The organism is Phenylobacterium zucineum HLK1, assembly GCF_000017265.1.
Taxonomy (GTDB): Bacteria; Pseudomonadota; Alphaproteobacteria; order Caulobacterales; family Caulobacteraceae; genus Phenylobacterium; species Phenylobacterium zucineum.
Window position 1 is genome coordinate 3096953 of the sequence record NC_011144.1, and the last position, 25869, is coordinate 3122821.

The following is a 25869-nucleotide window of genomic DNA, read 5'->3' on the forward strand; positions in this document are numbered from 1 at the left end:
CCCTACGCTCCGGCCGTCCGCGTCGGGGGTGCGCCACCATGAAAGCCTTGCGTTCGATCGTCTTCGCCGCAGCCGCGCTGCTCGCGGCCTGCTCGGGCCAGAAGGAGGACGCCGCGCCGGCCGCGGGCCAGCCCACGTCCATCCGCTTCGCCACCGACTGGCGGGCCCAGGCCGAGCACGGCGGCTTCTACCAGGCGCTGGCCTCGGGCGAGTACGCCCGCCGCGGCCTCGACGTGAAGATCGTGCAGGGCGGGCCGGGCGTGAACGTGCCCCAGCTCATCGCCGCGGGCGCGGTCGAGATGGGCATGGGCTCCAACAGCTTCATCGTCATGAACCTGGCCCAGGAAGGGGCGCCGGTGAAGGCGGTCGCCGCCTTCATGCAGAAGGACCCGCAGGTGCTGATCGCCCACCCCGACCAGGGGATCGAGCGGCTGGCCGACCTGAAGGGCCATCCCATCCTGCTGTCCGACGCCTCGGTCAGCGCGTTCTGGGTGTGGCTGAAGGCCAAGTACGGCTTCACGGACGACCAGGTGCGCAAGTACGGCTTCAACCCCGCGCCCTTCCTGGCCGACAAGCGGGCCGCCCAGCAGGGCTACATCACCTCCGAGCCCTACACGATCCAGAAGGTCGCCGGCTTCCAGCCCAAGGTCTTCCTCCTCGCCGACGAGGGCTTCCCCGGCTACGCCACCATGGTCCTGGCGCGCGACAGCCTGATCTCGCAGAATCCCGCCGCCGTGCAGGCCTTCGTCGAGGCCTCGGCCAAGGGCTGGCGCGACTACCTCTATGGCGATCCCACCGCCGCCAACGAGCTGATCCGCAAGGACAATCCCGAGATGACCCAGGACGTCCTCGACCAGGCCCGGGAGAAGCTGAAGAGCTACCGCATCGTGGAGGGCGACGAGGGCCTGCCGGTCGGCGCCATGACCGACGCCCGCTGGGCCGCCTTCGCCGAGGTCGCCAAGGCGCAGGGCGTCTACCCCGAGAGCCTGGACCCCAAGCGCGCCTACACGCTCCAGTTCGTCGCCAAGTGAGCGTCGCGAGCCTCATCGGCGCCGAGGTCGAGTATCCCCGGGGCCGCGCCCTGGGGCCGGTCGACCTGGCCGTCGGCGAGGGCGAGATCCTGGCGCTGGTGGGCCCGTCCGGCTGCGGCAAGTCCACGGCGCTGCGCCTGCTGGCCGGCCTCGAGGCGCCGACGGGCGGGCAGGTGACCCGCGCAACCGGCCGGGGCGAGACCGCCGTCGTCTTCCAGGCGCCGACCCTGGCGCCCTGGCTCTCGGCCCGGGCCAACGCCGCCCTGCCGCTGGAGCTGGCCGGCGTTCCGGCCGCGGAAGCCCGCCGCCGGGCCGACGCGGCCCTCGCCCGGGTGGGCCTGGCCGGCGCCGAGACCGCCCGCCCGGCCCAGCTTTCGGGCGGCATGGCCATGCGGGTCTCCCTGGCCCGCGCGATGGTCACCGAGCCGCGGCTGCTGCTGCTGGACGAGCCCTTCGCCGCCCTGGACGAGATCACCCGCCGGGCCTTGGCCGACGACGTCCTGGCGCTGTGGGACGCTTCGCGCCCCGCCATCGTCTTCGTCACCCACAACGTCGAGGAGGCCGTCTACATGGCCTCGCGGGTCGTGGTGATGAGCCGCAGCCCCGGGCGCATCGTCGGCGACTTCCCGGTCGCGGGGCCCCTTCCCCGCCCGGCGCATTTCCGCGCCGAGCCCGGCTTCCGCGCCACGGCCGAGCAGGTCTCGGCCGCCCTCGCCGAGGGGATCGCCGCATGAGGGGGATCGCCTACGCCCTCGCGCCCTTCGCCCTGGCCGCCCTGCTGCTGGCCGGATGGGAGGTCGCCTGCCGCGCCCTCGAGGTTCCGGCCTACTTCCTGCCGCCGCCGTCCGCGGTGGCTGTCTCGCTCGTCGAGAACTTCCCCGTCCTTTTCCGCGCCGCCTGGCAGACCCTGTGGGTGGCCCTCGTCGCCCTGGCGGGCGCCAGCCTGATCGCCCAGGCGCTGGCGCTGCTGACCGCGCTCAGCCCCTTGCTCGACCGCGCCATCCGACCGCTGGCCTCGGTGGTGCAGGTGACCCCCGTCGTCGCCCTGGCGCCGCTGGTGCTGATCTGGGCGGGCCTCGATCATCCGGGGCGAGCGCTCGTGGCCCTCGCCGTAGTGGTGGCCTTCTTCCCGATCTTCTCGGGCGCCGCCGCCGGCCTGCGCTCGGCCGACCCGGACCTGGAGCGCCTGTTCGACCTCTATGGCGCGAGCCGCTGGCAGCGGGTGACCCGCCTGCGCCTGCCCGCCGCCGTGCCGTTCCTGCTGGAGGGCCACAAGGTCGGCGCCGGCCTTTCCCTCATCGGTGCGGTGGTGGCCGAGTTCGGCGCCGGTTCGGGCGGCGGCGGCGGCCTGGCCTGGCAGATCCTCGACGCCGGCAACAAGCTGCAGACCGACCGGATGATCGCCGCCCTTGTCCTCCTGGGCCTGATGGGCGTGGTCCTGCACGCCCTGCTGGAGCGCCTGGAACGCGCCGGCCTGCGCTGGTGGCGCGGGCGCTAGCTACCGCGCCGCCTGGTTCACCGGCTTGAGGTCGTAGCGGACCGGCACCCGCACCTTGGCGCCCACGACCGGCTGGCCCTCGGCGCTCCAGGGCTCGACCTTGAACTTGGGGGCCAGCGCCAGCACCGCCTCGCCAAATCCCTGGCCGGCCGGCATCTCGCGGTCGACGACGCAGCCCGACAGCGTCCCGCCCGCCTGGACGTCGCACACCAGGGTCACCCGGATGTCGTTCGGGCCGTTCTCATGCTTCGGGATGGTCGCCTGGAAGTCGGCGGCGGTGGGCGTGGCCGTCCACTTCGGCGTGACCGCCGTGAAGCCGGGCTTCAGCACCTCGGTCGAGAAGTTCACCGGCACCAGCACCTGGGCGTCGCGGCCGTCGGCCACCTTGATGCTCCGGGCCACCCGAAGGGCCGCGGCGGCGAAACCGTAGCCGCGCGGCTCCTCACCCACGGCGACGCAGCCGGAGAGCCCGGCGTGACGGGTGACGGTGCAGTTCAGGGCCACGGCGCCTGAGACGCCCGCCGCCTTCGCGCGCTCAGGGAAGGCGGCGGCGACCTCGGCCGCGGTCGGCGCATCGGTGACGGTCGCGGCGACCTGGGCGAGCGCCGGGAGCGCGAACAGGGCGCCCGCGGCGCCGACGATGGTGAAACGGCTTCTGCGCATGCTGCAATCCTCCCGGAAGCGGGAGCATGGCGCCGCGGCCGGCGGCTGAGAAGCGGGAAAACTAGTCGGCTGCGCGGCTGGGGACGTCGCTCCGGAGCCGGTCCAGGGCGTCGAGGGCCAGCACGCTCAGCGAGCGCAGGCCGTGCTCTGCGAACACGTCGAGGGCGGCCTCCAGCGACAGCAGCGCCGAGGCGCGCTCGCCCGCATCGCGCCCGGTCATGCCCATGCGGGTCTCGTAGAGGCGGGCCAGGTGCAGCTGGGAAAGGGCCCAGCCGACCGGGTCGCGGCGGGCGGACTTGGCGGCCAGCTCCATCTTCATCGCCGCCTCGGCGGCGTCGAGCACCGCAAGGTCGCCGGTCAGCTCGGCCGACCGGGCCAGGCACATCGCCCGGGCGCTGGCGGCGGCTCCGCGCAGCGGCAGCGCCGGAACCTCCCGGAGCACGAGCCCGGCGCGGTCGTAGCAGCTCACCGCCTGTTCGAAGGCGCGCGGGTCGCCGGCGGCCTCGCCGAGCGCCTGCAGCGCGTGGGCCAGGGCCGACTGAGCCCGGGCCCAGTCCAGCGGGCTGTGATCGCGGGTCAGGTGATCGATCGTCTCGGAAAGCCGGCTCGCGCCCGCGGCGATGGAACCGACGTCGCCCGTGAGTTCGCCCAGCAGGGCGAGCGCCTGTCCCCGGGCCGCCTCGGCGCGGGCCCAGGTGAGCGGCTCGTAGGCCACGTCCAGCCGATCAGCGGCGCGGGCCGCTTCGTCCACGGCCTGGCGCAGGAGCGCCTCGTCCTTCAGCCGCACGCCCCAGCCGCAGAGCAGATCGGCGCGGATCAGGCGCGCTTCGCCCGCAAGCGGCCGGACGCAGGTCGACCGCCGGGCCTGGGCCTCCAGGGCGGCGATGGGAGCGGCGAAGGCGTGAGCGGCCGCGCGGGCCTCCTCGAGGCCGCACGTCTCGAGCGTGCGCCGGCCGGCGATGGCGGCCAGGCCGACATCGGCCAGGGCCAGAGCCACGCCGCCGCGCACCGCGCCGCGGACTTCGCGGAAGGCCATCTCGGCCGCCGCGTCCAGTCCCGGATCGCCGAACAGCTCGGCCCCCAGCAGGGCGCAGAACGCCTGCTCGCAGCGGGCGCGGGCCCAGCCGTCGGCGCGCCGCTCGCCCTCGAAGCCAGCGGCGGCGGTCTCGGCGATGGCGGCGGCCTTGCGCAGCGCCGCGGCGTCGCCGGTGCGGCGGGCGACCTCGCGCCACACTACGGCGGCCTCCAGACGGCGGCGGGGCTTGTCCTTGGCGCTGATCCGCCCGGCCGCCACGTCGGCGGCGCGGGCCTCCTCGGCCAGCAGCCGGGCGTCCAGCAGTTCCAGCAGAGCGGCGTCGCCGCGGCTGAGGCCCTCGCCCGCCGGCTTCCGCTCGACGGCGAACAGTCGCTTCAGCTCGCGTCCCAGCTCGAACATGGTCCCGCTCCGGCGGCCGCCCCGTCCCACGATGGAACGGTCGGCGGCGGCCCTGAACGGACGCAGCAAAGCGGGAGCCGGGCGCTTTAACAATCCCTTAACTTCTGCGGTATGGTTAACGAAACGTAGCCATCCACAGTAAAGCCCGACCTGGGGACGAGTTCCTCAGGCCGATCGGGGTGCGGGCGTCAGGCCCGTTCCTTGGAGCGGTCGAACCGCACCTTCGGGAAGCGCTCGGCGACGTAGCCGATCTCCCAAGCCGACTTGCCGAGGAAGACGGGCTGCTCGTCGATGTCCACCGCCATCGCGGTGCGGTGCTTGCCGGCGAAGTCCTCGAGGTCGGCCCGCTCGCCGATGATCCAGCGCGCCTCGGCGTAGGGGCTGGGCTCGAAGATCACCTCGAGCTGGTATTCGTTGGCCAGCCGGTCGGCCATCACCTCGAACTGCAGCTGGCCCACCGCGCCGACGATGAAGTCGGCCCCCAGTGTGGGGCGGAACAGCTGGGTCACGCCCTCCTCGGCCAGGCTCTCCAGCGCCTTCTTCAGGTGCTTGGCCTTCAGCGGATCCTTGACGCGGACGCGCTGCAGGATCTCGGGCGCGAAGTTCGGCAGGCCCTGGAAGCGCAGGGTCCCGCTCTCGGACAGGCTGTCGCCGACGCGCAGCACGCCGTGGTTCGGGATGCCGATCACGTCGCCGGCGAAGGCGTCCTCGGCCAGCTCGCGGTCCGAGGCGAAGAACATGGTGGGCGCGTTCACGCTCAGCTGCTTGCCGGTGTTCTGCACCTTCAGCTTCATGCCGCGCTGGAAGCGGCCCGAGCACAGCTTCAGGAAGGCGATCCGGTCCCGGTGGTTGGGATCCATGTTCGCCTGCACCTTGAAGACGAAGCCGGTGACCTCCTTGTCGCCGGGCTCGACCTTTGTCTCGGCGCCGTTCTTCGTGGCCGCCACGGCCTTGGGCGGCGGGGCGTAGGCGCCGATGACCGCCAGCAGCTCGTCGACCCCGAAGTGCCGCAGGGCCGAGCCGAAGATCACCGGGGTCATGTGACCCTCCAGGAAGGCCTGCGGGTCGAAGGGCTTGGAGGCCTCCTGCACCAGCATGGCCCCCTCCTCCATCTCGGCGCGCTCGGCCTCGTCCAGGAAGGCGGCCAGCGAATTGCCGCCCATGGGCACCGGGTCGGGGTGGCCGTCCTGCTGCTCGCTGGGCTTGGAGAAGGGGATGAACCGCTGGCCGCGCAGGTCCACCATGCCCTTGAAGCGGCCGCCCGAGCCGGCGGGCCAGTAGAGCGGCGCGGGATCGAGGGCGAGCTTCGAGGCGATCTCGTCCAGGAGTTCGAAGGGATCCTGGGCCTCGCGATCCATTTTGTTGATGAAGGTGACGATCGGGATGTCGCGCAGGCGGCAGACCTCGAACAGCTTCAGGGTCTGCGGCTCGATGCCCTTGGCCGCGTCCAGCACCATGACCGCGGCGTCGGCGGCGGTCAGGGTCCGGTAGGTGTCCTCCGAGAAGTCCTCGTGGCCCGGCGTGTCCAGCAGGTTGAACATCTTGCCGTCGTGGTCGAACGTCATGACCGAGGCCGAGACCGAAATCCCCCGCTCGCGCTCGATCTTCATCCAGTCGGAACGGGTGCGGCGGTTCTCGCCGCGGGCGCGCACGGCGCCGGCCGCCCGGATGGCCCCGCCGGCCAGCAGCAGGTGCTCGGTCAGCGTGGTCTTGCCGGCGTCCGGATGCGAGATGATCGCGAACGTGCGCCGCCTCGCCGCTTCGGCGGCGACACCTGACAACGACTTGGCGGCCTCGGCGGCGGGGGACGTGCTCATGGGCGGCGGGGTCTAACGGTTCCCAACCCCAGGCGCAACGCGACCCTGAGGCTCGCCCAAAGCCCTCCGGCGCACGGCCGCCGGATTTTTTCGCGCGAGGGGCCTTGAAAGCGCGGCCGAACCGCCCAATTCCATGGGTGCGGGCCGGGCCCCTCTGGCGATCGGAATCGATCGTGATGTCGGACCGCATCGGGTGTGCTCGATGCCAGGGTCCGGTAGCTCCCCCCACTCCGTGCCCAGGCGTCGAGCCGCCCCTCTCAAGAGGAGGCTGCATGCGACACGTACATATCTACCGCCTGCGCAACGCCCAGCGCGAGGTCGATCGGCAGATCCGCGACGAACTCCGTCGCCCCGAGCCCGACGGCCTTCGGATCAGCGCGCTGAAGCGTCGGAAGCTCGCCCTGAAGGACGAGCTCTTCCACCTCGAGAGCGGCCTCGTCCCCGTCCGCATCTGATCCGACCCCAAGCCCGACTTCGGGGCGGCGGCTAGCCACGCCGCCCCGCCTTTTTTCCGGAGGTCCGAATGGACTGGCTGACGCAGATGGCGCTCGGCAAGCCCGTATGGATGTGGGCCGCCTTCCTGGCGGTGGTGCTCGCACTCCTCGTTCTCGACCTGGGCGTGCTGCACCGGAAGCAGAAGGAGATCGGCGTCCGCGAGAGCCTGCTGCTCTCGGCCGGCTACATCACCGCCGGCCTTGGCTTCGGGGTCTGGGTGTGGAGCGAGCTCGGCCGGCAGGCGGGGCTCGAATACGTGACCGGCTTCCTGGTCGAGAAGAGCCTGGCGATGGACAATGTCTTCGTCATCGCCACCATCTTCGCCGCCTTCGCCGTGCCGCGCGCCTACCAGCACCGCGTGCTGTTCTGGGGCATCCTCGGCGTCATCGTGCTGCGGGCGATCATGATCGGGGTGGGCGCGGCCCTGGTCGCCAACTTCGAATGGATCCTGCTCGTCTTCGCCGCCTTCCTCGTGGTGGTGGGCGCCCGGATGCTGTTCTCCAGCCACGAGCCCGCCGACCCGCGGGACAACGCGGTCTACCGCTGGCTGGCGGGCCACCTGCGCCTGACCCCTGACTTCGAGGGCTCGCGCTTCTTCGTCAGGCGCACGCCGCCGGGCGGCTCGAAGGCCGTGCTCTACGCCACCCCGCTGTTCCTGGCGCTGGTGATGATCGAGCTGGCCGACGTCGTCTTCGCGGTCGACTCGGTGCCGGCGATCTTCGCGATCACCACCGATCCCTACATCGTCTACACGTCGAACATCTTCGCCATCCTGGGCCTGCGCGCCCTCTATTTCGCCCTGGCGGCGGTGACGGCGCGGTTCGCCTATCTGAAGCACGCCCTCGCGCTGCTGCTGATCTTCATCGGCGGCAAGGTGTTCGTGGCCGAGGCGGCGGGCTGGGAGAAGTTCCCCGCACCGGCGTCCCTGGGGATCACCGCGGCGATCCTGGCGGGCGGGATCATCTACTCGCTGTGGCGGACGGAACGCCGCCCGCCCGAGCCGGCGGCCTGATCTGCTCGAAGGTGCATTGCCGGGGCGCCTTGTCGGGCCGCCAGCGCACCAGCTTCGTCCCGTGCCGGAAGCGCTCGCCGGTCACCTGGTCGTAGCGGACCTCCACCACCAGCTCGGGACGCAGCGGCGTCCACTCGCCGGTCCGCTCGGTGCTCCATCGGCTGGGCCCGCCGGGGGCGTTCCCCGTGAAGCCGGAGCCGCCGGCCAGGGCCTCCAGGCGGCGGGTCAGCTCGGGCCGCTCGGCGTTGGAGATGGTCGAGGTGAAGCCCACGTGGTGCAGCAGGCCGTCGTCGCCGTAGAGGCCCAGCAGCAGGGATCCCACCGCCTCGGTCCCCTTGGCGTGGCGGAAGCCGCCCACCACGCAGTCGGCGGTGCGGATCTTCTTGATCTTCAGCATGGCCCGCTCGCCGGGGACGTAGGGTCCGTCCGCGCGCTTGGCCACCACGCCGTCCAGGACGAACCCGGCCTCGTCCAGCCAGCGGCAGGCCCGGGCCCGGTCCTCGGTGAAAGGCGAGAGCCGCACCGCCGGCGCGCCGCCGAGCCGGGCGACGAAGGCCTCCAGCGCCTCGCGCCGCTTGGACAGCGGCGCCTCCACCAGCGAGCGGCCTTTCGCGTCCATCAGGCAGTCGAACAGGGTCAGCGCCGCCGGCTGCGCGGCCGCCAGCTTGCGCACGCGGCTCTCGGCCGGGTGCAGGCGCAGCTGCAGGGCCTCGAACGAAAGCCGCCCCTCCACCTCGATGGTCAGCTCGCCGTCCACCACGAACCGCTCGACGGGAAGCGCCCGCAGCGCCGCGACCACGTCGGGGAAGAAGCGGTCCAGCGGCTTGCCCGACTTGGCCCGCAGCGCCACCTCGTCGCCCGCCCGGAACGCCAGGCACCGGAAGCCGTCCCACTTGGGCTCGAACCGCCAGCCGGACTCGCGCGGGACCTCGTCCACCAGCTTCGCCTCCATGGGCGGCAGGTCGAGGGGGACAGGAAGATCCGAAAGGCCGGGCACGAGCCCTGAAGCGTCCGGCGCCTCAGCCCCGTTCCACCGGCTCGACCAGGAAGTGGCGGCCCTGGCGATCCTCGATCTCGACGACCCAGATGTCCGGATCGATCCGGGCGGCGCGCTCGATGTAGCGGTCGAGGTCCGGCTCCTGGTCGGAGGCGGCCGGCTGCATCCAGACACGTTCGCCGTCGCCGCGGGTGGCCTCGGAATAGAGCCTCGCCGTGCCGTCCGAGCGGTTCAGCACCTTGACCAGCACGGCCCCGGCCCGCGGGTCGCCCTTGCGGGCCACCACGGCGAAGCCGCCGCCCAGTTCGGCGCGGCGGATCAGGGCGCCCACCCAGATGTCCGTGGAAAGCAGCATCGCCGCGACCTTTCCCCGCCCGCTAACCGAACTTCAACCACCCTCCCCTAAAGCTCTCCGCAAGGCCCGAGAAGGCCAGAAGAAGAAAGTCGGTGATGACGGACACGCGCGGAAAAGCGCGGCCGGCGTTTCGGTGGTTGGGGTTTCTGGGCGCGGCGGCGGCCGCTGCGCCGGCGGTCGCCCAGGGCGGCGCGCCAAGCCTCTTCTTCGAGCGTACCGTGCTGCAGGCGGCGGACGAACGCTGCGGGCTGCTGACGCCCGACGTGGGCGCCGCCCTGGCCGCCGGCGCGGCCCAGGCGCGCGGCGCGGCGCTGCGCCAGGGCGCCAGCGAGCGCACCATCAAGTCCCTGGAGGCCCGCGCCCGCACCCGCGCGGCCCGGATGGGCTGCGCCTCGCCCGAACTGGCCCGGGCCGCACTCGACGTGGAGGAGGCCTACAAGGGCTTCGTCCGCGTCCGCCGCATGACCTACCCCGGCGAGCGGGCCGAGTGGCGCGCCGACCGGACGCTCGCCCGCGACGCCCGCTGGCGCCTCTCGCAGGAGAGCCGCTTCGGCGCCGACCGCATGACGTTCGGCCTAGCCGGCCGCGCCGCGCCCGGCGTGCTGCTGGCGGTGGCCCAGTTCGCCGACGAGGCCCAGCCCTACGGGGCCCGGCTGGTGATGCGCGACACGGACCGGACCCTCGGCCCCTACCTGCCCGCCGGCGCCTCGCTGGCCCGCCGCCTGCCGCCCTCCAGCGGCCAGCGCAGCTTCCTGGCCGAGGCGCGCAGCCCGGCCGGCGCCGACCTGCTGCCCAGGGACGCCCGCTCGGGCTGGGCCCTGCGGTTCCCGGAGGAGGCCGTTCAGGCGCTCGCCGGGCTCGACCCGCGCGAGGCCGTGGCGGTGCAGTTCCTGTTCCCCGGCGGCGGCGTGCGGACGGCCTATGTGGAGGTGGGCGACTTCGCCGCCGGCCGCGCCTTCGTGCAGATGGCGGCGCGCTAGCCTCAGGCTTCCGCGGCCGGCGCGGGCGCCGGCATCTCGGCCTGCGGCGGAACCAGCACCGGCATCCGCACGGTCACGGTCGTCCCCTCGCCCACGCCGCTTTCGATGGCCATCTCGCCGCCGTGCAGGGCGGCGAAGGCGCGCACCAGCGACAGGCCAAGGCCCGAGCCCGCCGCCCGCTGCTGGGCGTCGCCGGCCTGCTCGAAGGGCCGGCCCAGGCGCTCCAGGTCGGCGGGCGCGATGCCCACCCCGGAATCGGCCACGATCAGCTCCAGCGTCTCGCCGGCGCCCTGGGCGGTGACCGTCACCGTGCCGCCGCGCGGGGTGAACTTCAGGGCGTTGGAGATCAGGTTCAGGGTGATCTGCTTGACCGCCCGCCGGTCGGCCTCGGCCTCCAGCGGCTCGGGCGGCATGACCGCGCGCAGGGTCACGCCCGCCCGCTCGGCCTGGCCGCGCATCAGCCGCAGGACCGCGCCGACCGCGTCGCGCGCATCGAAGTCCTCGCGCGCCAGCTCGAACCGCTCGGCCTCGATCTTCGACATGTCGAGGACGTCGTTGATCAGCTCCAGCAGGTGGCTGCCGCTCTCGTGGATCAGTTCGGCGTACTCGCCGTAGCGGTCGCCCATCGGGCCGAACAGCCGCTGCCGCATGATGTCGGAGAAGCCCATGATGGCGTTCAGCGGGGTGCGCAGCTCGTGGCTCATGTTCGCGAGGAAGCGCGACTTGCCGGCGTTCTGCTGCTCGGCCGAGATCCGCGCCTTCTCGAGCTCGTGCTCGCGGGCGCGCTGGGCCCGGGCGTCGCGGACGGCGGCGAAGATGCGGTTGGCCCCCAGCCGGCGGAAGGAGACCTCCAGCCAGCCGTTAGGGTCGTGGGCCGGGACGAAGGCGGCCTCGGCCGAACCCTCGTGGGCGGCCACGTGCAACGCCTCCTCCACCGCCAGGCGGTCCTCAAAGCCGACGAGGTCGGGCAGGCGCTCGTCCTTCAGGCCGCGGACGCCGCGGCCGAGCAGGTCCGCGCCGAAGGCGTTCAGGATGCGGCCGCCCGGATAGAGCGTCAGCAGGAGCTGCGGCTGGTGATCCAGCGCCTCGCGCAGCTCGGTCTCGGCCTCGTCGCGGGCACGGTCCGCCCTGGCGTGGGCGCCCTGCAGGCCGATGAGCCCCGCCGCCAGGCCGACCGCGATCACCCCCATGGCCATGAGGGCCAGCCACTCGGCGCTGGCCGCCGGCGGCGGCGGCAGCGGCAGCAGCACGCCCGCGAGGGCCGCGATGGCCGCTGCGCCCAGCGACAGGGCGCCCCCCAGCGCGAGCAGGCCGCTGCGGCGGAAGGCCGAGGCCGCGGCCATGGGCGCCAGGCACCAGGCCGCCAGCGGACCGGCCGCCCCGCCCGTCAGCAGCGCCGCGGCCGCGGCGGCGACGGCCCAGATCAGCAGGGTGATCGCCGCGGCCCCCTCGAACAGCGACAGGAGGGCGCCGAAGATCGCCGCGGCGGCGAGCACCGCCAGCGCCGGCAGTTCCACGCCGAAGGGCGCGGCTCCGCCCCAGGCGACGGCGGCCGCCCCGGCGCCCGCGACCACGGCCGCCACCGCCGCGTGCCAGGCGGCCGCGAACGGCGCGGCGGGCCGGCGGCGCTTCTTCCTGGCGGACGTGAGGCGGACGTACGGCACGGTCAGCGTTCGAACCTCTCCAAGCGGGCGCGGCCGAAGCCTAGCCGCACGCAGGTTGTGCGGGTAGGCCGCTCGCGCAGCGGGCGAATACGCCCCCGGATAAGGAAATCGTAAGCGCGATCGCGGACGCTCGCCCTATCAGACGCGCAGGCCGAAGGCCTTTCCATGCCCCCAGCGGCCCCTCTCCGACACACGTCCGCAGACTCGAAGGCCGCCCAGACGGCGCCCGACCGCCGCGCAGCCGCGACCGACGCCCAGAAGCGCTCGTTCCTGCGGATGGTCAGCCACGAACTGCGCACGCCGCTCAATTCGATCCTCGGCTTCTCTGAGATTCTCACTTCAGAACTCTACGGCCCCTTGGGGGCTCCGCAGTACAAGGAATATGCCGGGATCATCCGCGAGAGCGGGCAGAAACTCCTGAAACTTGTGAATCAGGTGTTGGAAATCGCACGGCTCGAGAACCAGAGCGTCGATTTCGATCCTCGTCCCGAGCCGCTGGAGGCGGCGCTCGACGACGTCCTGGCCGGCCTCGCCGACGAGATCGAGGCCCGTCACGTGGCCGTCGAGGTGACCGGAAGGGGCGATCTCCCCGTCGTCACCGCCGACCCGCGGGGCCTGCGGACCGTGCTCCATCACCTACTGCACAACGCCGTGGCCTTCTCGCCCGAGGGCGGGACGGTCTGGGTGGGGGCCCAGGCGCTGGCGGGGGGCGTCGAGATCGTGATCCGCGACGAGGGCGAGGGGATCGACCCGGCCGAGCTGCCGCGGCTGATGACCCCCTTCGAGCAGGGGGAGAACGCCCTGACCCGCCATACCGAGGGCGCGGGGCTGGGGCTGCCGATCGCCGACCTGACCTGCAAGGCCATGGGCGGGCGGCTCACGCTGGCCTCCAAGCCCGGCAAGGGGCTGACGGCCGGCCTGCGCCTGCCGGCCGCCTGAGAGACGTCGCGAGCAAGGTTGCGGCGCGAGGTTGCAGCGGGGGGCCCCGCCCCTTAAGTGGCCGCCATGTCCGCCATCGACGACGCGCTGACCGAGCTCAAGGACGAGTTCGAACTCCTGGGCGACTGGGAGGAGCGCTACCGCTATGTGATCGAGCTCGGCCGCGAACTCGCCCCCTTGAGCGACGCCGAGCGGTCCGAGGCGAACAAGGTGCGCGGCTGCGCGAGCCAGGTGTGGCTGGTGACCGAGCCGCAGGCGGACGGGGCCCTGAGGTTCCGCGGCGATTCCGACGCCCACATCGTGCGCGGGCTGATCGCGGTCCTGCTGCGGCTCTATTCCGGCCGCCCGCCCGAGCAGATCCTGGCGTTCGACGCCAAGGCGGCTTTCGACGAGCTGGGCCTGTCGGGCGCGCTCTCCTCGCAGCGGTCGAACGGCCTGGCCTCGATGGTGACGCGGATCCGCCGGGACGCCGAGCTGGCGGCGGCCTGACCGGCCTCAGGCCGCGCGAATGCCGCTCTGGATCTGTCCCAGGCCGACCACGGCGTCGTAGCCCAGGATCATGTCCACGTCGCGCCCGTTGGACGCCAGCGGCAGGCGCAGCCAGACGACCGACAGGTGCGAGGCGCCGCGCCAGGCGAGGTTGTGGATTCCCACGGCCGGCTTGCCGTCGGCCACCAGCCGGCCCAGCTCGCTGCGCCAGTAGTCGGCCGCGGCGCTGTTGTAGACCTCGGCCAGCCGCCGGCCAGTGATCTCGCGGCCATAGACCGAGTAGAGGCCCGTGCCGGCCAGGCGGATCCGGTAGTCCACGGGCTCGCCCGGGATGACCTCGGTCAGGCTGATGGTGGGCAGGAGGCGCTTGAAGCCGGCGGGATGGATGTCGGCGCGCGCCGGCAGCCCCGCGCCACGGCGCAGCGAAACCCAGTAAGCGAAGAGCTCCTCATGCGCGCGGATCGCCGCAGCAGGGGCTCCGATCTGCGCCGCCATCAACAGATTCCTGAACAAGGACTTGGAATCACAGCGAATCACTTATCGCCTGATGCGCGAATCGGCGGCAAGGCCAAAAGATGGCGCAGGCGCAAGAAAAGCGATGCGGCTAGACTGCAAACGCAAACGCCCGCCGTCACCGGCGGGCGTCCGAACACTGTCATTCGGGCGCCGGACCTGGCCGGCGCCGGGATCTCAGCGCTTCTTGCGGGGCGCCTGACGGCCGCCCTGGCCCAGGCCCATCTGCTTGGCCAGATCCGAGCGCGCCTTGGCGTAGTTCGGCGCCACCATCGGATAGTCCTTCGGCAGCCCCCACTTCGCCCGGTACTCCTCGGGGCTCATGTTGTACTTGGTGCGCAGGTGCCGCTTCAGCGACTTGAACTTGCGGCCGTCTTCCAGGCAGACGAGGTAGTCCGGCGTGATCGACCGGCGGATCGGCACGGCCGGCTCCTTCGGCTGGGCCTCGACGGCCTCGGCGCCGGAAGAGACGCCGGCCAGGGCGCGGTGGACGCTCTGGATCAGCCCCGGCAGGTCGGCCGCGGCCACCGTATTGTTGCCCACATAGGCGGAGACAATGTCCGCCGTCATCTCGATGACTTCCGTCTTCTCGTCCATTCTTCCGTTCCGCGCGGTCCGCGCCAAAGAGGCTGCGGAATTGAATCGCAATAAGAGCAGGCGCTCATTATCTGGAACGCTGACGCTGCACAACACAGAAATAGGTAATCCTCCGCATCATTATGCGGAAGTTCAGTTTCCAGAACGGAAAACAATGGTCCGACGCCTCCGCGCCAGTAAGCCTGACCTTTGTACCTTGGGTCCGGGCCGCCCGGCATGTTGCGGCGCCGCAGACTAGAGGCCGGCGGCGCCGCGGAGTAACGCGTTACGCGAACGCGCGGAATGCTCAGGAGAACTTCGGCGCCTGCCAGTGCGGCCAGATGTCGGGCATGTCGACGGACACCCGGTCGGGATAATTGGGCTGGCGCTTCTCGAGGAACGAGGTGACCCCCTCGCGCGCATCGCCCGACTTGCCCCGGGCCTGGATGGCCCGGCTGTCGGCCTTGTGCGCCTCCATGGGATGGCTCGCCCCCGCCATGCGCCAGATGAGCTGGCGGGTCACGGCCACGGAGACCGGCGCGGTGTTGTCGGCGATCTCGCGGGCCAGGGCCTTGGCGGCCGGCAGCAGCTCATCGGGGGCGTGCACCGAGCGCACCAAACCCCGGTCCAGCGCCTCCTGCGCCGGGAAGATGCGGCCCGTGTAGCACCACTCCAGCGCCGTCTGGACGCCCACGAGCCGGGGCAGGAACCAGGACGAGGCCGCCTCGGGGTTGATCCCGCGCCGGGCGAAGACGAAGCCGTACCGCGCATCGGTCGAGGCCAGGCGGATGTCCATGGCCAGCTGCATGGTGACGCCCACCCCGACGGCCGCGCCGTTGCAGGCCGAGATCACCGGCTTGAGGCTGTCGTAGATGCGCAGGGTCACCAGGCCCCCCCCCGTCCCGCTGGACGCCCTCGGGCGCCCGGGCGGCGCGGTCCTCGCCCCCGCGGGCGTCGTAGTCGAAGGTCTGGGCGCCGGCCGACAGGTCGGCCCCGGCGCAGAACGCCCGGCCGGCCCCGGTGACGATCACGGCCCGCACCGCGTCGTCCCCGTCGGTCTCGTCGAAGACGGCGATCAGCTCCTTCATCATCTGGGTGTTGAAGGCGTTCAGCTTGTCGGGCCGGTTCAGGGTGACGACGGCCACGCCGTCCTCCACCGCGTAGTCCAGGGTCTCGAACTTGGGCTGGGCCATGGGCGTCTTTCCTCTCTGCCGTCTTCTGCGGCGGCCATACCGGCCCGCTTGACGGACCGTAGGTCAAGGCCCGCATTTCCCGGAAAGAGAAGCACATGTCGGCGGGACCAACCCGCCCGCGGGAGTGAAAGCATGCATCCGGCGATCCACGCCAAGACCCAGCCCGACCGGGCCGCCTACGTCATGGGCTCCTCGGGCGAGACGGTGACCTACCGCGAGCTGGACGAGCGCTCGAACCAGGGGGCGCACCTGTTCCGCAGCCTGGGCCTGAAGACCGGCGACGTGATCGCGATCTTCATGGACAACAATCCGCGCTACTTCGAGATCGCCTGGGCCGCCCAGCGCTCGGGCCTCTACTACACCTGCATCTCGTCCAAGCTGACCGCGGCCGAGGTCGAGTACATCGTGGGCGACTGCAGCGCCAAGGTGCTGATCGCCTCGCCGGGCGTGGGGCCGGTCGTGGACGAACTGCCCGCCGTGCTGAAGGGCGTGAAGCTGTTCATGACCGGCGAGGCCCGCCCGCCCTACGAGAGCTTCGAGGCCGCGCGGGCGGAGTTCCCGACGAGCCCGATCGCTGACGAAACCGCCGGCTCGGACATGCTCTATTCGTCGGGCACCACCGGCCGACCCAAGGGGATCAAGCCGCCGCTGACCGGCCTGCCGATCGACGCGCCGAACGCCCTGCAGATGATGGCGCAAGGCCTGTTCGGCTTCCAAGAGGGCTGCACCTACATCTCGCCGGCGCCGCTGTACCACGCCGCCCCGCTGCGCTGGTGCATGACCGTCCACAAGCTGGGCGGGACGGTGATCGTGATGGAGAAATTCGATCCCGAGCACGCCCTGGCGCTGATCGAGAAGCACAAGGCCGACTGCGGCCAGTTCGTGCCGACCCACTTCGTGCGCATGCTGAAGCTGCCGGAGGAGGTGCGGGCGAAGTACGACGTCAGCTCGATGAAGTCGGCGGTGCACGCCGCCGCCCCCTGCCCCATCCCCGTGAAGGAACAGATGATCGCCTGGTGGGGCCCGGTGATCTACGAGTACTACGCCGGCACCGAGGGCAACGGCTTCTGCTTCATCAACTCGCACGACTGGCTGACCCACAAGGGCTCGGTCGGCAAGGCGGTGCTGGGCGAGCTGAAGATCTGCGGCGAGGACGGCGACGAGTTGCCGCCGCGTAGCGAGGGCGTGGTCCACTTCGCCAACGGCCCGCCGCTCAGCTACCACAACGCCCCCGAGAAGGTCGCCGAGGGCACCAACAAGCACGGCTGGACGACGCTGGGCGACGTGGGCTGGATGGACGAAGAGGGCTACCTCTACCTCACCGACCGCAAGAGCTTCATGATCATCTCGGGCGGCGTGAACATCTATCCGCAGGAGATCGAGAACCTGCTGGTCACCCATCCCAAGGTCGCGGACGCCGCCGTCGTCGGCGCGCCCGACGAGGAGATGGGCGAGCGGGTCGTGGCCGTCATCCAGCCGATGGACTGGACCGCCGATCACGAAGCCCTGCGGGCCGAACTGCTGGCCTACACGCGCCAGAACCTCAGCCACGTGAAGTCGCCGCGGGTCATCGACTTCATGCAGGAGCTGCCCCGGCACCCCACCGGCAAGCTCTACAAGCGCCTGATCCGCGACGCCTACTGGGGCAAGGAAGGCTCGCGCATCGTCTGAGGCGCCTATGCCCGGCGGCGCTCGTCCGCCGGAGCCACGACCGCCGGGGCGGCCGCCGCCGGCGCGGCCGACAGCAGGGCGTCCAGCCGCTCGACCAGCAGCGGCAGCTCGATGGGCTTGGGGACCACGTCGTCGAAGCCGGCGACCCGGTAGCCTTCCGCCTCATGCGCCATGACGCTGGCCGTGACGGCGACGAGCGGCGTACGCGGGCGCCCCTCGGCCAGCTCGCGGGCGCGGATCTCGCGGGCGGCGTCCAGCCCGTCCATCCCGGGCATGTGGATGTCCATCAGCACCGCGTCCCAGCCCTCGCCCGCCCAGGCGGCGACGCCCTCCGCGCCGTCGCCGGCGAACCCGCACTCGCAGCCGAGCTGCTCCAGCAGAATCTTCAGGACCAGCTGGTTGGCGGGCTTGTCATCCACCACCAGGATGCGCGGCGCGCGCTCGGCCAGGGCCGACGGCTCCGGCGCGGCGGGCGCCGCGGCCTCGCCGGCCTCCGCCGTGCGCGCCAGCGGAACGCGGAAGGTGAACGTGGAGCCCTCGCCCGGCGTGGAAGCGACGAGGATCTCCCCGCCCATCAGCTCCACCAGGTCGCGGCAGATCGCCAGGCCAAGCCCGGTGCCTTCGAAGCTGCGGGCCGCGCCGTCGTCCACCTGGGTGAACTTGTCGAAGATCACCGCCTGCTGCGCCGCCGGGATGCCGATGCCGGTGTCGCGCACGGCGCAGGTCAGGCTGCGATCGTCGGCGGCGAAGCTGACCACGACCTCGCCTTCCGGCGTGAACTTGACGGCGTTGGAGAGCAGGTTGGAGACGATCTGGCGCAGCCGCGCCTCGTCGCCGATCAGCCGGCCATGGCCGGCGTCCTCGACGCTCAGGCGGAACGACAGGCCCCGCTCCTCGGCCAGCACCGCGTAGAGCCGGCCGATGCCCTCGGCGAAGGCGCCGAGCTCGAACGGCTGGGCGTGCAGCTCCAGCTTGCCGACCTCGATCTTCGAGATGTCGAGGACGTCGTTGAGCACCTTCATGAGCGCCCCGGCCGACTCGCGGATCACCGCCAGGTGCTGGCGCTGGCGAACGCCGAGGCGGCCGCGCTCCATCACCTGCACCATGCCGAGCACGCCGTTCAGCGGCGTGCGGATCTCGTGGCTCATGGTGGCCAGGAAGGCCGACTTCGCCCGGCTGGCGGCCACCGCCTCCACCGACAGGCGCTCGGAGGCCAGGCGCGCCTCGATCGCCCGCGAGACGACCCCGCGCATGAGCGAGGAGATGCCGAGCGCCGAGAAACCCGCCGCCAGGCCCATGAAGGCGTAGAGGTCGATGAACGCTGGCCCGAGCCGCCAGCCGGTGACGGTCATCCCCGCCAGGGCGCCGCCGACGGCGAACAGGGCCGTCCGGCGCGTCGGCGCGGCGGTCGCGGAGATCAGGGCCACGAAGGTGAAGTAGACGAGCCGACCTTCGTCGAAGGTCAGGAACTGGTGGATCACCACATTGGCGTTGACGAGGCCGAAGGCGCCGAGGGTGATGAGTTCGAGCCGGACCATCCTCGGCGGCGTGCGACGCAGGTAGAGGCAGCCCAGCAGCAGCGCCGCCGAGGTGACGCCCGCCAGCGCCGGCAGGATGGCGAGGCTCAGGCCCTGTTCGATGAAGACGTGGGCGACCGCGATGAGCGCGTAATAGACGCCGCCCGTCAGCATCGCGCCGCTCACGACCGGCGCATAGGCCTGCGCGAGGTAGGCGGAAGGAATACGGCCCTTCTGGCCGTTACGCGACAACATCTTCGACTCGCGTTGCTCGGCGCCCGTCGCCGGAACGCCGCCCCTGACCGACGACTTTTCCACAGGTGCCCTTAAGGATTTGCGACCGCGTCCGCTTGACCCCGCGGCGCCTTGCGGGGCCGCCGCCAGATGCTAGACGCTGGGCCGGAACAGTTGAGGGAGCGAAGAATGAACCCCGTGGAGATCAAGGACCTGCCCGGACTGGTCGGCCAGGAAGTGGGCGTGTCGGATTGGCTCGAGATCAGCCAGGAGCGCGTCAACCAGTTCGCCGAGGCCACCGGCGACCACCAGTGGATCCACGTGGACGTCGAGCGCGCCACGAAGGAGATCGGGGGCCCGATCGCCCACGGCTACCTGACGCTGTCGCTGATCCCCTTCCTCAGCCAGGGCCTGCTGCCGATCAAGGGCGTGACCCGCGGCATCAACTACGGCTCGGACAAGGTGCGCTTCACCAACATGGTCCGCGTCGGCTCGCGCGTGCGCCTGCGCCAGAAGCTGATCGGCGCCGAGCCCAAGTCCGGCGGCATGCAGCTGAAGAACGAGTGCACCATCGAGATCGAGGGCCAGGAGCGCCCAGCCTGCGTGGCCGAGACGATCAGCGTGGTCTACGGCTGACGGCCGAGATCCGAGAAGAACGGCGAAGGGCGCGGCGCGGCCGCGCCCTTTTTCGTGTCTAGCGCCTGGCCTGTTCCTCGGCCGAGGCGGCCTGGGCGCCGGCCACCGGCGCGGCGGCGACCACGACGGTGGAGGGCGCCAGCGGGTTCTGCAGCAGGCCGATGGTCTCGCGGACGTACTTGGCGTGGGTGACGATGCCGATCTCCAGCCGCTCGCTGTTCAGCTCGACCTGCTGGGTCAGGAGGCCGGCGATGAAGCCGGACGGCGCCTGGGCCGCGTCGGCCACCTGGGTCAGGCCGCCGGTCTGCACCGCGCGGCTCACGAACACCGGCCCGCCCGAGTTGCCGGGGAAGACGGCGAAGTCGAGCAGGAAGGTCGGGAAGATGTCGGCCGGCGCGATCGGATACGAGGCCACCTTGCCCGAGCGCAGGATCGGGAAGCCCGCCTGGTTGGCCGAGAGTCCGCGCGGGAAGCCCAGCGCCATCATCTCGTCGCCCGCCGTCACGCGGTAGTCCGCAAAGGTCTCGTCGGCGGCCAGGTAGTTCACCGGGATCGCCGCCCTGGCGAACTCGGGCGGCGCCTCGATCTCGAGCGCGGCGACGTCGCGGGTCGGATGGTGCGTCCACAGGCCCGCGCCCTTGCCGTCGCGGATCTTCAGCGGCTGGGGCGAATAGCGCCAGCTGCCGTCGGCGTTGGCGATCCGGTACCCGATGCGCGCATTGGCGGCCGGCATCTTCTCCAGCACGTGGTTGGCGGTGATCAGCACCGTGCGCGGCTTGCCGTCGGCGGTCGGCGCCGAGATGAGGAACCCGGTGCCGACGGTGCGCGTGCCGTCCCCCAACGGCTGTTCCAGCTGAACGGTCGCGTGGATCAGCTCCACCGCGAGATCCATGACCATGGCGGCCCCGACGTTGAAATACTTAAGCCCCGCCGCGTCTTCGCGCGGTCTCGATGTATTCGAAGTGAATCAGAGTCAGCGGTTCACAACAAGCGAACAACCGCGTGATGGCCCGCGCCAGAACGACGCGACTTGGCCTTGAGCCCGCCGCGGGTCCGACGCATTTACCCCGGCATGACCCTTCCCAAGCCGCCCGTCGCGCCGAAGCGCCCCGTCACGATCGAACAGCTCGGCCGCACGCGGACCGACGACTACGCCTGGATGAAGGACGAGAACTGGCAGCAGGTGCTGCGCGACCCCGCCGCGCTGCGGGCCGACATCCGCGAGCACCTGACGGCCGAGAACGCCTACACGAAGACCGTGCTGGCCGGGACCGAGGACCTGCAGGCGACGCTGTTCGCCGAGATGAAGGCGCGCATCAAGGAGGACGACAGCTCGGTCCCCGCGCCCGACGGGCCGTTCGAATACTACATCCGCTACGAGACGGGGGCGGAGCACCCCATCCATGCGCGCCGGCCGCGGGGCGGCGGCGAGGAACAGGTGCTGATCGACGAGACGGCTCTGGCGAAGGACAAAGCCTACTTCCACGTCGGCCACGCCGGCCACACGCCCGACCACGCCCTCTTCGCCTGGGCCGCCGACGAGCAGGGCAGCGAGTACTACAGGGTCCGGGTGAAGGACCTTGCGTCGGGTGAGGAGGTCGGCCCGCCCATCGAGAGCGCCTACGGCGACTTCGCCTTCTCCCCGTGCTCCGGGTGGCTGTTCTGGATCTGGCGCGACGAGAACGCCCGGCCGGCCAAGGTCTTCCGTCGGCCCGCCCGTCCCGGCGCGGACTGGAGCGGCGAGGACGTGCTGGTCTACGAGGAGCACGACGACGGCATGTTCCTGGGCGTCGGGACCGCGTCCGACGACAGCCACGTCCTGATCCACGTCGGTAACCAGGAGACCACCGAGCTGTGGCTGATCCCGGCCGCCGATCCCACGGCGAGGCCCGTCGTGGCCGAGCCGCGGCAGGTGGGCGTCAAGTACGGTCTCGACCACTGGGGCGACCGCTGGGTGATCCGCACGAACGCCGACGGGGCGGTGGACTTCAAGCTGTGCGTCTCGGACGCCGCGGTCCCGGCCAAGGCGACGTGGCGCGAGTTCGTCCCGCACCAGCCCGGCCGCTACATCACCGGCTTCGCGGCGTACGCCGGGCATCTGGTCCGCGCCGAGCGGGTGAACGCCCTCGATCGCCTCGTGGTCATGGACCGCGCCCCGATCGGCGAGACGGGCGGCGAGCACGTGGTGGCCTTCGACGAGGAGGCCTACGCCCTGAACCTCGAGACGGGCTTCGAGTACGACACCACGCTCACCCGTTTCGTCTACCAGTCGCCGACGACGCCGCGGCAGTGGTTCGACTACGACATGGCCAGCCGCGAGCGCACCCTGCGCAAGACCCAGGAGGTGCCGTCCGGCCACGACCCGAGCCGCTACGTGGCCCGCCGCCTGCACGCGCGGGCGTCGGACGGGGCCGAGGTGCCAATCACCCTGCTGATGCTGAAGGATGCGCCAAAGGACGGCTCGGCGCCGGTGCTGCTCTACGGCTACGGCAGCTACGGCCACGCCATGGAGCCCGCGTTCTCGATCCGCAACCTGTCCCTCGTGGACCGCGGCTGGATCTGGGCCACGGCGCACATCCGCGGCGGCTCGGACAAGGGCTGGGGCTGGTTCCTCGACGGTCGCAAGGAGAAGAAGACCAACACCTTCACCGACTTCATCGCCTGCGCCGAGCACCTGATCGCCGAGGGCTATGCGTCCAAGGGCCGGATCGCGGCCTACGGCGGCTCGGCCGGGGGCATGCTGATGGGCGCGGTGGCCAACCTGCGGCCCGACCTGTGGGGCGCGATCATCGCCGCCGTGCCGTTCGTGGACGTGCTGAACACCATGAGCGACACCTCCCTGCCGCTGACGCCGCCCGAGTGGCCCGAGTGGGGCAACCCCATCGAGGATCCGGAGGCCTACGACCGGATCGCCGGCTACAGCCCCTACGACCAGGTGGGGCCCCGCGCCTATCCGCCGGTCCTGGCCACCGGCGGCCTGTCGGACCCGCGCGTGACCTATTGGGAGCCCGCCAAATGGGTCGCCAGGCTGCGCGATTTCACGACAGGCGAGGCCCCCATCCTGCTCAGGATCAACATGGAGGCCGGCCACGGCGGCGCCTCCGGCCGTTTCGACTTCCTGAAGGAGATCGCCCTGGACTACGCTTTCGCGATCTGGGCCATCGAGGGGAGCTGGAAGGCCGATGCTGATCCGTCCCGCGCAGGCGGGTGACGCGGACGCCCTGGCGGCCATCTACGGCCATCACGTCCTCACCGGCTTCGGAACGTTCGAGGAGGTCCCGCCGACGCCCGCAGAGATGGAGCGCCGCCGCGCCGCCGTCGCCGATCGCGGCCTGCCGTACGTCGTGGCCGAACTGGGCCGCAAGGTGCTGGGCTTCGCCTATGCCGCGCCCTTCCGCCCACGGGCGGCCTACCGTTACACGGTCGAGGACAGCGTCTACGTCGCTCCCGACGCCATCGGCCGCGGCGTCGGCCGCGCCCTGCTGGTGCGCGTGCTGGACGAGTGCGCCGCCCTGGGCGTGCGCCAGGTGGTGGCGGTAATCGGAGATTCCGGCAACGCGGCCTCCATCGGCCTGCACACGGCGCTCGGCTTCGAACCTTCCGGCGTCGGCCGGAGCCTGGGGTTCAAGCACGGCCGCTGGGTCGACATCGTGTGGATGCAGAAGGCCCTGAACGGCGGTGACGCCACCGCTCCGGAGGGCCCCGGCGTCGCTCTCGACTAGGCGGACCCAGCCCCCATATCGGGCCCCATATGACGAATCTCAAAGGAACGACGGGACGGGCTCGTAGGTTGGCTCCGCGAGGTCCGCACCCATAGATCTTTTCGATGACCGGGGCTTTAGAAAATCAATTTTCCTAATGACCTCGGACCCTCTAGGACAGCAGCCGACGTCAACCGGGAGAACCCAATGTCTCTGATCAACACCGAGGTGAAGCCCTTCACCGCTCAAGCCTACAAGGACGGCAAGTTCCTGACCGTCAGCGACAGCGACCTGAAGGGCAAGTGGTCGGTCGTCTTCTTCTATCCTGCCGACTTCACCTTCGTCTGCCCGACCGAGCTCGAGGACCTGGCCGACAACTACGCCGAGTTCCAGAAGCTGGGCGTCGAGATCTATTCGGTGTCGACGGATACGCACTTCTCGCACAAGGCCTGGGCCGACACCTCGCCGGCCATCGGCAAGATCAAGTACGTGATGGTGGGCGACCCCTCGGGCGTCATCACCAACAACTTCGGCGTGATGCGTGAAGGCCAGGGCCTGGCCGACCGCGGCACCTTCCTGGTCGACCCCGACGGCGTCATCCAGTTCATGGAGATCACCGCCGAAGGCATCGGCCGCAACGCCGCCGAACTGCTGCGCAAGGTGAAGGCCGCCAAGTACGTGCGCGAGCACCCCGGCGAAGTCTGCCCGGCCAAGTGGGAAGAAGGCGAGAAGACCCTCGCTCCGTCCCTGGACCTGGTCGGCAAGATCTAAGCCCGACTTCGACGACCCGCCGGCGCCGCGCCTCCTTAGCGCGCGGCGCCGGCGCCATCGCCCTTCCTCCCCCCCCCCGAGACCCCGGAGTCCCATGCTGGACGACAATCTGAAGGCCCAGCTGCGGGCCTATCTGGAGAACATCCGCCAGCCGGTGGAGCTGGTGGCCTCGCTGGACGACGGCGCCAAGTCCAAGGAGCTGCTCGAGCTCCTGGAAGAGATCGCCGCCGCCTCGGACAAGGTGCGCGTGGTCACCGGCGGCGACGACGCCCGCAAGCCCTCGTTCGCCATCGTGCGGGCCGGGACCGACGTTTCCGTGCGCTTCGCGGGCCTCCCGCTCGGCCACGAGTTCACCTCGCTGGTGCTGACCCTGCTGTGGGTCGGCGGCCATCCGCCCAAGGTGGAGCCCGAGGTGATCGAACAGGTGAAGGCGCTCGACGGCGACTTCTCGTTCGAGACCTATTTCTCGCTCTCGTGCCAGAACTGCCCCGACGTGGTGCAGGCGCTGAACCTGATGAGCGTGCTGAACCCGAAGATCCGCCACGTCTCCATCGACGGGGCCCTGTTCCAGGACGAAGTCGAGAAGCGCCAGGTCATGGCGGTTCCCACCGTGCTGCTGAACGGCGAGCCGTTCGCGCAAGGGCGCATGGAGCTCGGCCAGATCCTCGCCAAGATCGACACCGGCGCCCAGGCCCGCGCGGCCGAGAAGATCAAGGGCAAGGACGCCTTCGACGTGCTGGTGGTGGGCGGCGGCCCGGCCGGCGCGGCCGCGGCCATCTACGCCGCCCGCAAGGGCATCCGCACGGGCCTCGCCGCCGAACGCTTCGGCGGTCAGGTGCTCGACACCCTGGCGATCGAGAACTTCATCTCGGTGCCGCACACCGAAGGGCCCAAGCTGGCGGCCGGCCTCGAGCAGCACGTCAAGGACTACGACGTCGACGTGATGAACCTGCAGAAGGCGACCAAGCTGGTCCCGGCCCGCGAGCCGGGCGGCCTGATCACCGTCGAGCTGGAGAACGGCGCCTCGCTGAAGTCGCGGACCGTCATCCTCGCCACCGGCGCCCGCTGGCGGCAGATGAACGTCCCCGGCGAGGACGCCTACCGCAACAAGGGCGTGGCCTACTGCCCGCACTGCGACGGCCCGCTGTTCAAGGGCAAGCGCGTGGCGGTGATCGGCGGCGGCAACTCCGGCGTCGAGGCGGCCATCGACCTGGCCGGCATCGTGGCCCACGTCACCCTGATCGAGTTCGACAGCCAGCTGCGCGCCGACGCCGTGCTGCAGCGCAAGCTGGCCAGCCTGCCGAACGTGCGCATCGTCACCTCGGCCCTGACCACCGAGGTCAAGGGCGACGGCCAGAAGGTGACCGGCCTCGTCTACAAGGACCGCAACTCGGACGAGGTGCACAACGTCGACCTGGAGGGGATCTTCGTCCAGATCGGCCTGGTGCCGAACACCGAGTGGCTGAAGGACTCGGTGGCGCTCTCGCCGCGCGGCGAGATCGAGACCGACTACCGCGGCCAGACCTCGATCCCGGGCGTGTTCGCGGCCGGCGATGCGACCACCACGCCCTACAAGCAGATCGTCATCGCCATGGGCGAGGGCTCGAAGGCGGCGCTGTCGGCCTTCGACTACCTGATCCGCCAGCCGGTCCCGGCGCAGTCGCAGGCCGCGGCCTGATCCG

General features: G+C 71.2%; 24 protein-coding genes and 1 pseudogene. 14 read left to right on the forward strand and 11 right to left on the reverse strand.

What is annotated here, in order from left to right; all coding sequences use genetic code 11:
- Window positions 1–38 precede the first annotated feature (38 nt).
- The 3 genes from PHZ_RS14975 to PHZ_RS14985 are packed head-to-tail and all read left to right on the forward strand — an operon-like array spanning window position 39 to window position 2529.
- The gene (locus tag PHZ_RS14975; protein WP_012523249.1) at window positions 39–1031 is read left to right on the forward strand and encodes an ABC transporter substrate-binding protein; all 993 of its coding nucleotides are present in this window, start codon (window positions 39–41) and stop codon (window positions 1029–1031) included.
- On the forward strand, window positions 1028–1765 hold the full coding sequence (locus PHZ_RS14980; protein WP_012523250.1) for an ABC transporter ATP-binding protein: 738 nt from the start codon (window positions 1028–1030) through the stop codon (window positions 1763–1765). Before PHZ_RS14975 ends, PHZ_RS14980 begins: the two co-directional genes overlap by 4 nt.
- Entirely contained in the window at window positions 1762–2529 is a 768-nt protein-coding gene (locus tag PHZ_RS14985) for an ABC transporter permease (RefSeq protein WP_012523251.1), read from the forward strand. Before PHZ_RS14980 ends, PHZ_RS14985 begins: the two co-directional genes overlap by 4 nt.
- Here PHZ_RS14985 and PHZ_RS14990 read toward each other — a convergent pair whose 3' ends face one another.
- From PHZ_RS14990 to PHZ_RS15000, 3 genes are all read right to left on the reverse strand, one after another.
- Complete coding sequence (locus PHZ_RS14990) at window positions 2530–3192, reverse strand: energy transducer TonB (RefSeq protein ID WP_012523252.1); 663 nt, start codon at window positions 3190–3192, stop codon at window positions 2530–2532.
- A gap of 61 nt (window positions 3193–3253) precedes the next feature.
- Window positions 3254–4627 carry a hypothetical protein gene (locus PHZ_RS14995; protein ID WP_012523253.1) on the reverse strand — a complete coding sequence of 458 codons (1374 nt, stop codon included), beginning with the start codon at window positions 4625–4627 and terminating at the stop codon, window positions 3254–3256.
- Between the two features lie 188 nt (window positions 4628–4815).
- Window positions 4816–6444: a peptide chain release factor 3 gene (locus PHZ_RS15000; RefSeq protein WP_012523254.1), complete on the reverse strand. Its 1629-nt coding sequence runs from the start codon at window positions 6442–6444 to the stop codon at window positions 4816–4818.
- Window positions 6445–6716: 272 nt separating this feature from the next.
- Here PHZ_RS15000 and PHZ_RS15005 point away from each other — a divergent pair, with 272 nt between their 5' ends.
- Window positions 6717–6899: a YdcH family protein gene (locus PHZ_RS15005; RefSeq protein ID WP_041373589.1), complete on the forward strand. Its 183-nt coding sequence runs from the start codon at window positions 6717–6719 to the stop codon at window positions 6897–6899.
- A gap of 68 nt (window positions 6900–6967) precedes the next feature.
- Window positions 6968–7951 (forward strand): TerC family protein, encoded by a 984-nt coding sequence (locus PHZ_RS15010; protein WP_012523255.1) that lies wholly within the window; start codon window positions 6968–6970, stop codon window positions 7949–7951.
- Here the strand turns inward: PHZ_RS15010 and PHZ_RS15015 are convergent.
- Both PHZ_RS15015 and PHZ_RS15020 read right to left on the reverse strand, forming a co-directional pair.
- Window positions 7899–8903: an ATP-dependent DNA ligase gene (locus PHZ_RS15015; RefSeq protein ID WP_049758279.1), complete on the reverse strand. Its 1005-nt coding sequence runs from the start codon at window positions 8901–8903 to the stop codon at window positions 7899–7901. The two genes, PHZ_RS15010 and PHZ_RS15015, sit on opposite strands and share 53 nt — an antisense overlap.
- 67 nt (window positions 8904–8970) lie before the next feature.
- Entirely contained in the window at window positions 8971–9303 is a 333-nt protein-coding gene (locus tag PHZ_RS15020) for a DUF1491 family protein (protein ID WP_012523257.1), read from the reverse strand.
- Window positions 9304–9440: 137 nt separating this feature from the next.
- Between PHZ_RS15020 and PHZ_RS15025 the strand changes: the two genes are divergently transcribed.
- Window positions 9441–10283: a hypothetical protein gene (locus PHZ_RS15025; RefSeq protein ID WP_236611842.1), complete on the forward strand. Its 843-nt coding sequence runs from the start codon at window positions 9441–9443 to the stop codon at window positions 10281–10283.
- A gap of 2 nt (window positions 10284–10285) precedes the next feature.
- Here the strand turns inward: PHZ_RS15025 and PHZ_RS15030 are convergent, their stop codons facing one another.
- Window positions 10286–11947, reverse strand: coding sequence for a sensor histidine kinase (locus PHZ_RS15030; protein ID WP_012523259.1), 1662 nt, complete (start codon window positions 11945–11947; stop codon window positions 10286–10288).
- A gap of 165 nt (window positions 11948–12112) precedes the next feature.
- On the opposite strand from PHZ_RS15030, the gene PHZ_RS15035 reads away from it, so the two are divergent.
- Both PHZ_RS15035 and PHZ_RS15040 read left to right on the forward strand, forming a co-directional pair.
- The gene (locus tag PHZ_RS15035; protein ID WP_012523260.1) at window positions 12113–12886 is read left to right on the forward strand and encodes a sensor histidine kinase; all 774 of its coding nucleotides are present in this window, start codon (window positions 12113–12115) and stop codon (window positions 12884–12886) included.
- A 66-nt stretch (window positions 12887–12952) separates the two neighbouring features.
- On the forward strand, window positions 12953–13375 hold the full coding sequence (locus PHZ_RS15040; protein WP_012523261.1) for a SufE family protein: 423 nt from the start codon (window positions 12953–12955) through the stop codon (window positions 13373–13375).
- A gap of 6 nt (window positions 13376–13381) precedes the next feature.
- Here the strand turns inward: PHZ_RS15040 and mopJ are convergent, their stop codons facing one another.
- The 3 genes and pseudogenes from mopJ to PHZ_RS15055 form a co-directional block, all read right to left on the reverse strand.
- The gene (gene mopJ, locus PHZ_RS15045) at window positions 13382–13870 is read right to left on the reverse strand and encodes a motility/cell cycle regulatory protein MopJ (RefSeq protein ID WP_041373590.1); all 489 of its coding nucleotides are present in this window, start codon (window positions 13868–13870) and stop codon (window positions 13382–13384) included.
- A 195-nt stretch (window positions 13871–14065) separates the two neighbouring features.
- Entirely contained in the window at window positions 14066–14485 is a 420-nt protein-coding gene (locus tag PHZ_RS15050) for a MucR family transcriptional regulator (protein WP_041373591.1), read from the reverse strand.
- A gap of 286 nt (window positions 14486–14771) precedes the next feature.
- Window positions 14772–15657, reverse strand: a pseudogene (locus PHZ_RS15055) (crotonase/enoyl-CoA hydratase family protein).
- A 132-nt stretch (window positions 15658–15789) separates the two neighbouring features.
- Between PHZ_RS15055 and PHZ_RS15060 the strand changes: the two are divergent.
- On the forward strand, window positions 15790–17328 hold the full coding sequence (locus PHZ_RS15060) for an acyl-CoA synthetase (RefSeq protein WP_012523265.1): 1539 nt from the start codon (window positions 15790–15792) through the stop codon (window positions 17326–17328).
- Window positions 17329–17333: 5 nt separating this feature from the next.
- On the opposite strand, the gene PHZ_RS15065 is transcribed toward PHZ_RS15060, so the two are convergent.
- On the reverse strand, window positions 17334–19100 hold the full coding sequence (locus PHZ_RS15065) for an ATP-binding protein (RefSeq protein WP_012523266.1): 1767 nt from the start codon (window positions 19098–19100) through the stop codon (window positions 17334–17336).
- Between the two features lie 168 nt (window positions 19101–19268).
- On the opposite strand from PHZ_RS15065, the gene PHZ_RS15070 reads away from it, so the two are divergent.
- Entirely contained in the window at window positions 19269–19715 is a 447-nt protein-coding gene (locus PHZ_RS15070; RefSeq protein ID WP_012523267.1) for a MaoC family dehydratase, read from the forward strand.
- A gap of 58 nt (window positions 19716–19773) precedes the next feature.
- On the opposite strand, the gene PHZ_RS15075 is transcribed toward PHZ_RS15070, so the two are convergent.
- Complete coding sequence (locus tag PHZ_RS15075; protein ID WP_012523268.1) at window positions 19774–20613, reverse strand: S1 family peptidase; 840 nt, start codon at window positions 20611–20613, stop codon at window positions 19774–19776.
- Between the two features lie 174 nt (window positions 20614–20787).
- Between PHZ_RS15075 and PHZ_RS15080 the strand changes: the two genes are divergently transcribed.
- From PHZ_RS15080 to ahpF, 4 genes are all read left to right on the forward strand, one after another.
- Window positions 20788–22926 carry a S9 family peptidase gene (locus tag PHZ_RS15080; RefSeq protein WP_041373592.1) on the forward strand — a complete coding sequence of 713 codons (2139 nt, stop codon included), beginning with the start codon at window positions 20788–20790 and terminating at the stop codon, window positions 22924–22926.
- Window positions 22898–23437 carry a GNAT family N-acetyltransferase gene (locus tag PHZ_RS15085; RefSeq protein WP_012523270.1) on the forward strand — a complete coding sequence of 180 codons (540 nt, stop codon included), beginning with the start codon at window positions 22898–22900 and terminating at the stop codon, window positions 23435–23437. Before PHZ_RS15080 ends, PHZ_RS15085 begins: the two co-directional genes overlap by 29 nt.
- A 186-nt stretch (window positions 23438–23623) precedes the next feature.
- Window positions 23624–24187, forward strand: a complete 564-nt coding sequence (gene ahpC, locus PHZ_RS15090; protein ID WP_012523271.1) for an alkyl hydroperoxide reductase subunit C — start codon at window positions 23624–23626, stop codon at window positions 24185–24187.
- Window positions 24188–24281: 94 nt separating this feature from the next.
- Entirely contained in the window at window positions 24282–25865 is a 1584-nt protein-coding gene (ahpF, locus tag PHZ_RS15095; RefSeq protein ID WP_012523272.1) for an alkyl hydroperoxide reductase subunit F, read from the forward strand.
- Window positions 25866–25869: the final 4 nt, after the last annotated feature.

What these genes read in the sequence shown, in the direction of transcription:
- PHZ_RS14975 (WP_012523249.1), top strand. Translation starts at nt 39, where the DNA reads ATGAAAGCCTTGCGTTCGATCGTCTTCGCCGCAGCCGCGCTGCTCGCG.
- PHZ_RS14985 (WP_012523251.1), top strand. Translation starts at nt 1,762, where the DNA reads ATGAGGGGGATCGCCTACGCCCTCGCGCCCTTCGCCCTGGCCGCCCTG.
- PHZ_RS14990 (WP_012523252.1), bottom strand. Translation starts at nt 3,192, where the DNA reads ATGCGCAGAAGCCGTTTCACCATCGTCGGCGCCGCGGGCGCCCTGTTC.
- PHZ_RS14995 (WP_012523253.1), bottom strand. Translation starts at nt 4,627, where the DNA reads ATGTTCGAGCTGGGACGCGAGCTGAAGCGACTGTTCGCCGTCGAGCGG.
- PHZ_RS15000 (WP_012523254.1), bottom strand. Translation starts at nt 6,444, where the DNA reads ATGAGCACGTCCCCCGCCGCCGAGGCCGCCAAGTCGTTGTCAGGTGTC.
- PHZ_RS15005 (WP_041373589.1), top strand. Translation starts at nt 6,717, where the DNA reads ATGCGACACGTACATATCTACCGCCTGCGCAACGCCCAGCGCGAGGTC.
- PHZ_RS15010 (WP_012523255.1), top strand. Translation starts at nt 6,968, where the DNA reads ATGGACTGGCTGACGCAGATGGCGCTCGGCAAGCCCGTATGGATGTGG.
- PHZ_RS15015 (WP_049758279.1), bottom strand. Translation starts at nt 8,903, where the DNA reads ATGGAGGCGAAGCTGGTGGACGAGGTCCCGCGCGAGTCCGGCTGGCGG.
- PHZ_RS15020 (WP_012523257.1), bottom strand. Translation starts at nt 9,303, where the DNA reads ATGCTGCTTTCCACGGACATCTGGGTGGGCGCCCTGATCCGCCGCGCC.
- PHZ_RS15035 (WP_012523260.1), top strand. Translation starts at nt 12,113, where the DNA reads ATGCCCCCAGCGGCCCCTCTCCGACACACGTCCGCAGACTCGAAGGCC.
- PHZ_RS15040 (WP_012523261.1), top strand. Translation starts at nt 12,953, where the DNA reads ATGTCCGCCATCGACGACGCGCTGACCGAGCTCAAGGACGAGTTCGAA.
- mopJ (WP_041373590.1), bottom strand. Translation starts at nt 13,870, where the DNA reads ATGGCGGCGCAGATCGGAGCCCCTGCTGCGGCGATCCGCGCGCATGAG.
- PHZ_RS15050 (WP_041373591.1), bottom strand. Translation starts at nt 14,485, where the DNA reads ATGGACGAGAAGACGGAAGTCATCGAGATGACGGCGGACATTGTCTCC.
- PHZ_RS15060 (WP_012523265.1), top strand. Translation starts at nt 15,790, where the DNA reads ATGCATCCGGCGATCCACGCCAAGACCCAGCCCGACCGGGCCGCCTAC.
- PHZ_RS15065 (WP_012523266.1), bottom strand. Translation starts at nt 19,100, where the DNA reads ATGTTGTCGCGTAACGGCCAGAAGGGCCGTATTCCTTCCGCCTACCTC.
- PHZ_RS15070 (WP_012523267.1), top strand. Translation starts at nt 19,269, where the DNA reads ATGAACCCCGTGGAGATCAAGGACCTGCCCGGACTGGTCGGCCAGGAA.
- PHZ_RS15075 (WP_012523268.1), bottom strand. Translation starts at nt 20,613, where the DNA reads ATGGTCATGGATCTCGCGGTGGAGCTGATCCACGCGACCGTTCAGCTG.
- PHZ_RS15080 (WP_041373592.1), top strand. Translation starts at nt 20,788, where the DNA reads ATGACCCTTCCCAAGCCGCCCGTCGCGCCGAAGCGCCCCGTCACGATC.
- PHZ_RS15085 (WP_012523270.1), top strand. Translation starts at nt 22,898, where the DNA reads ATGCTGATCCGTCCCGCGCAGGCGGGTGACGCGGACGCCCTGGCGGCC.
- ahpC (WP_012523271.1), top strand. Translation starts at nt 23,624, where the DNA reads ATGTCTCTGATCAACACCGAGGTGAAGCCCTTCACCGCTCAAGCCTAC.
- ahpF (WP_012523272.1), top strand. Translation starts at nt 24,282, where the DNA reads ATGCTGGACGACAATCTGAAGGCCCAGCTGCGGGCCTATCTGGAGAAC.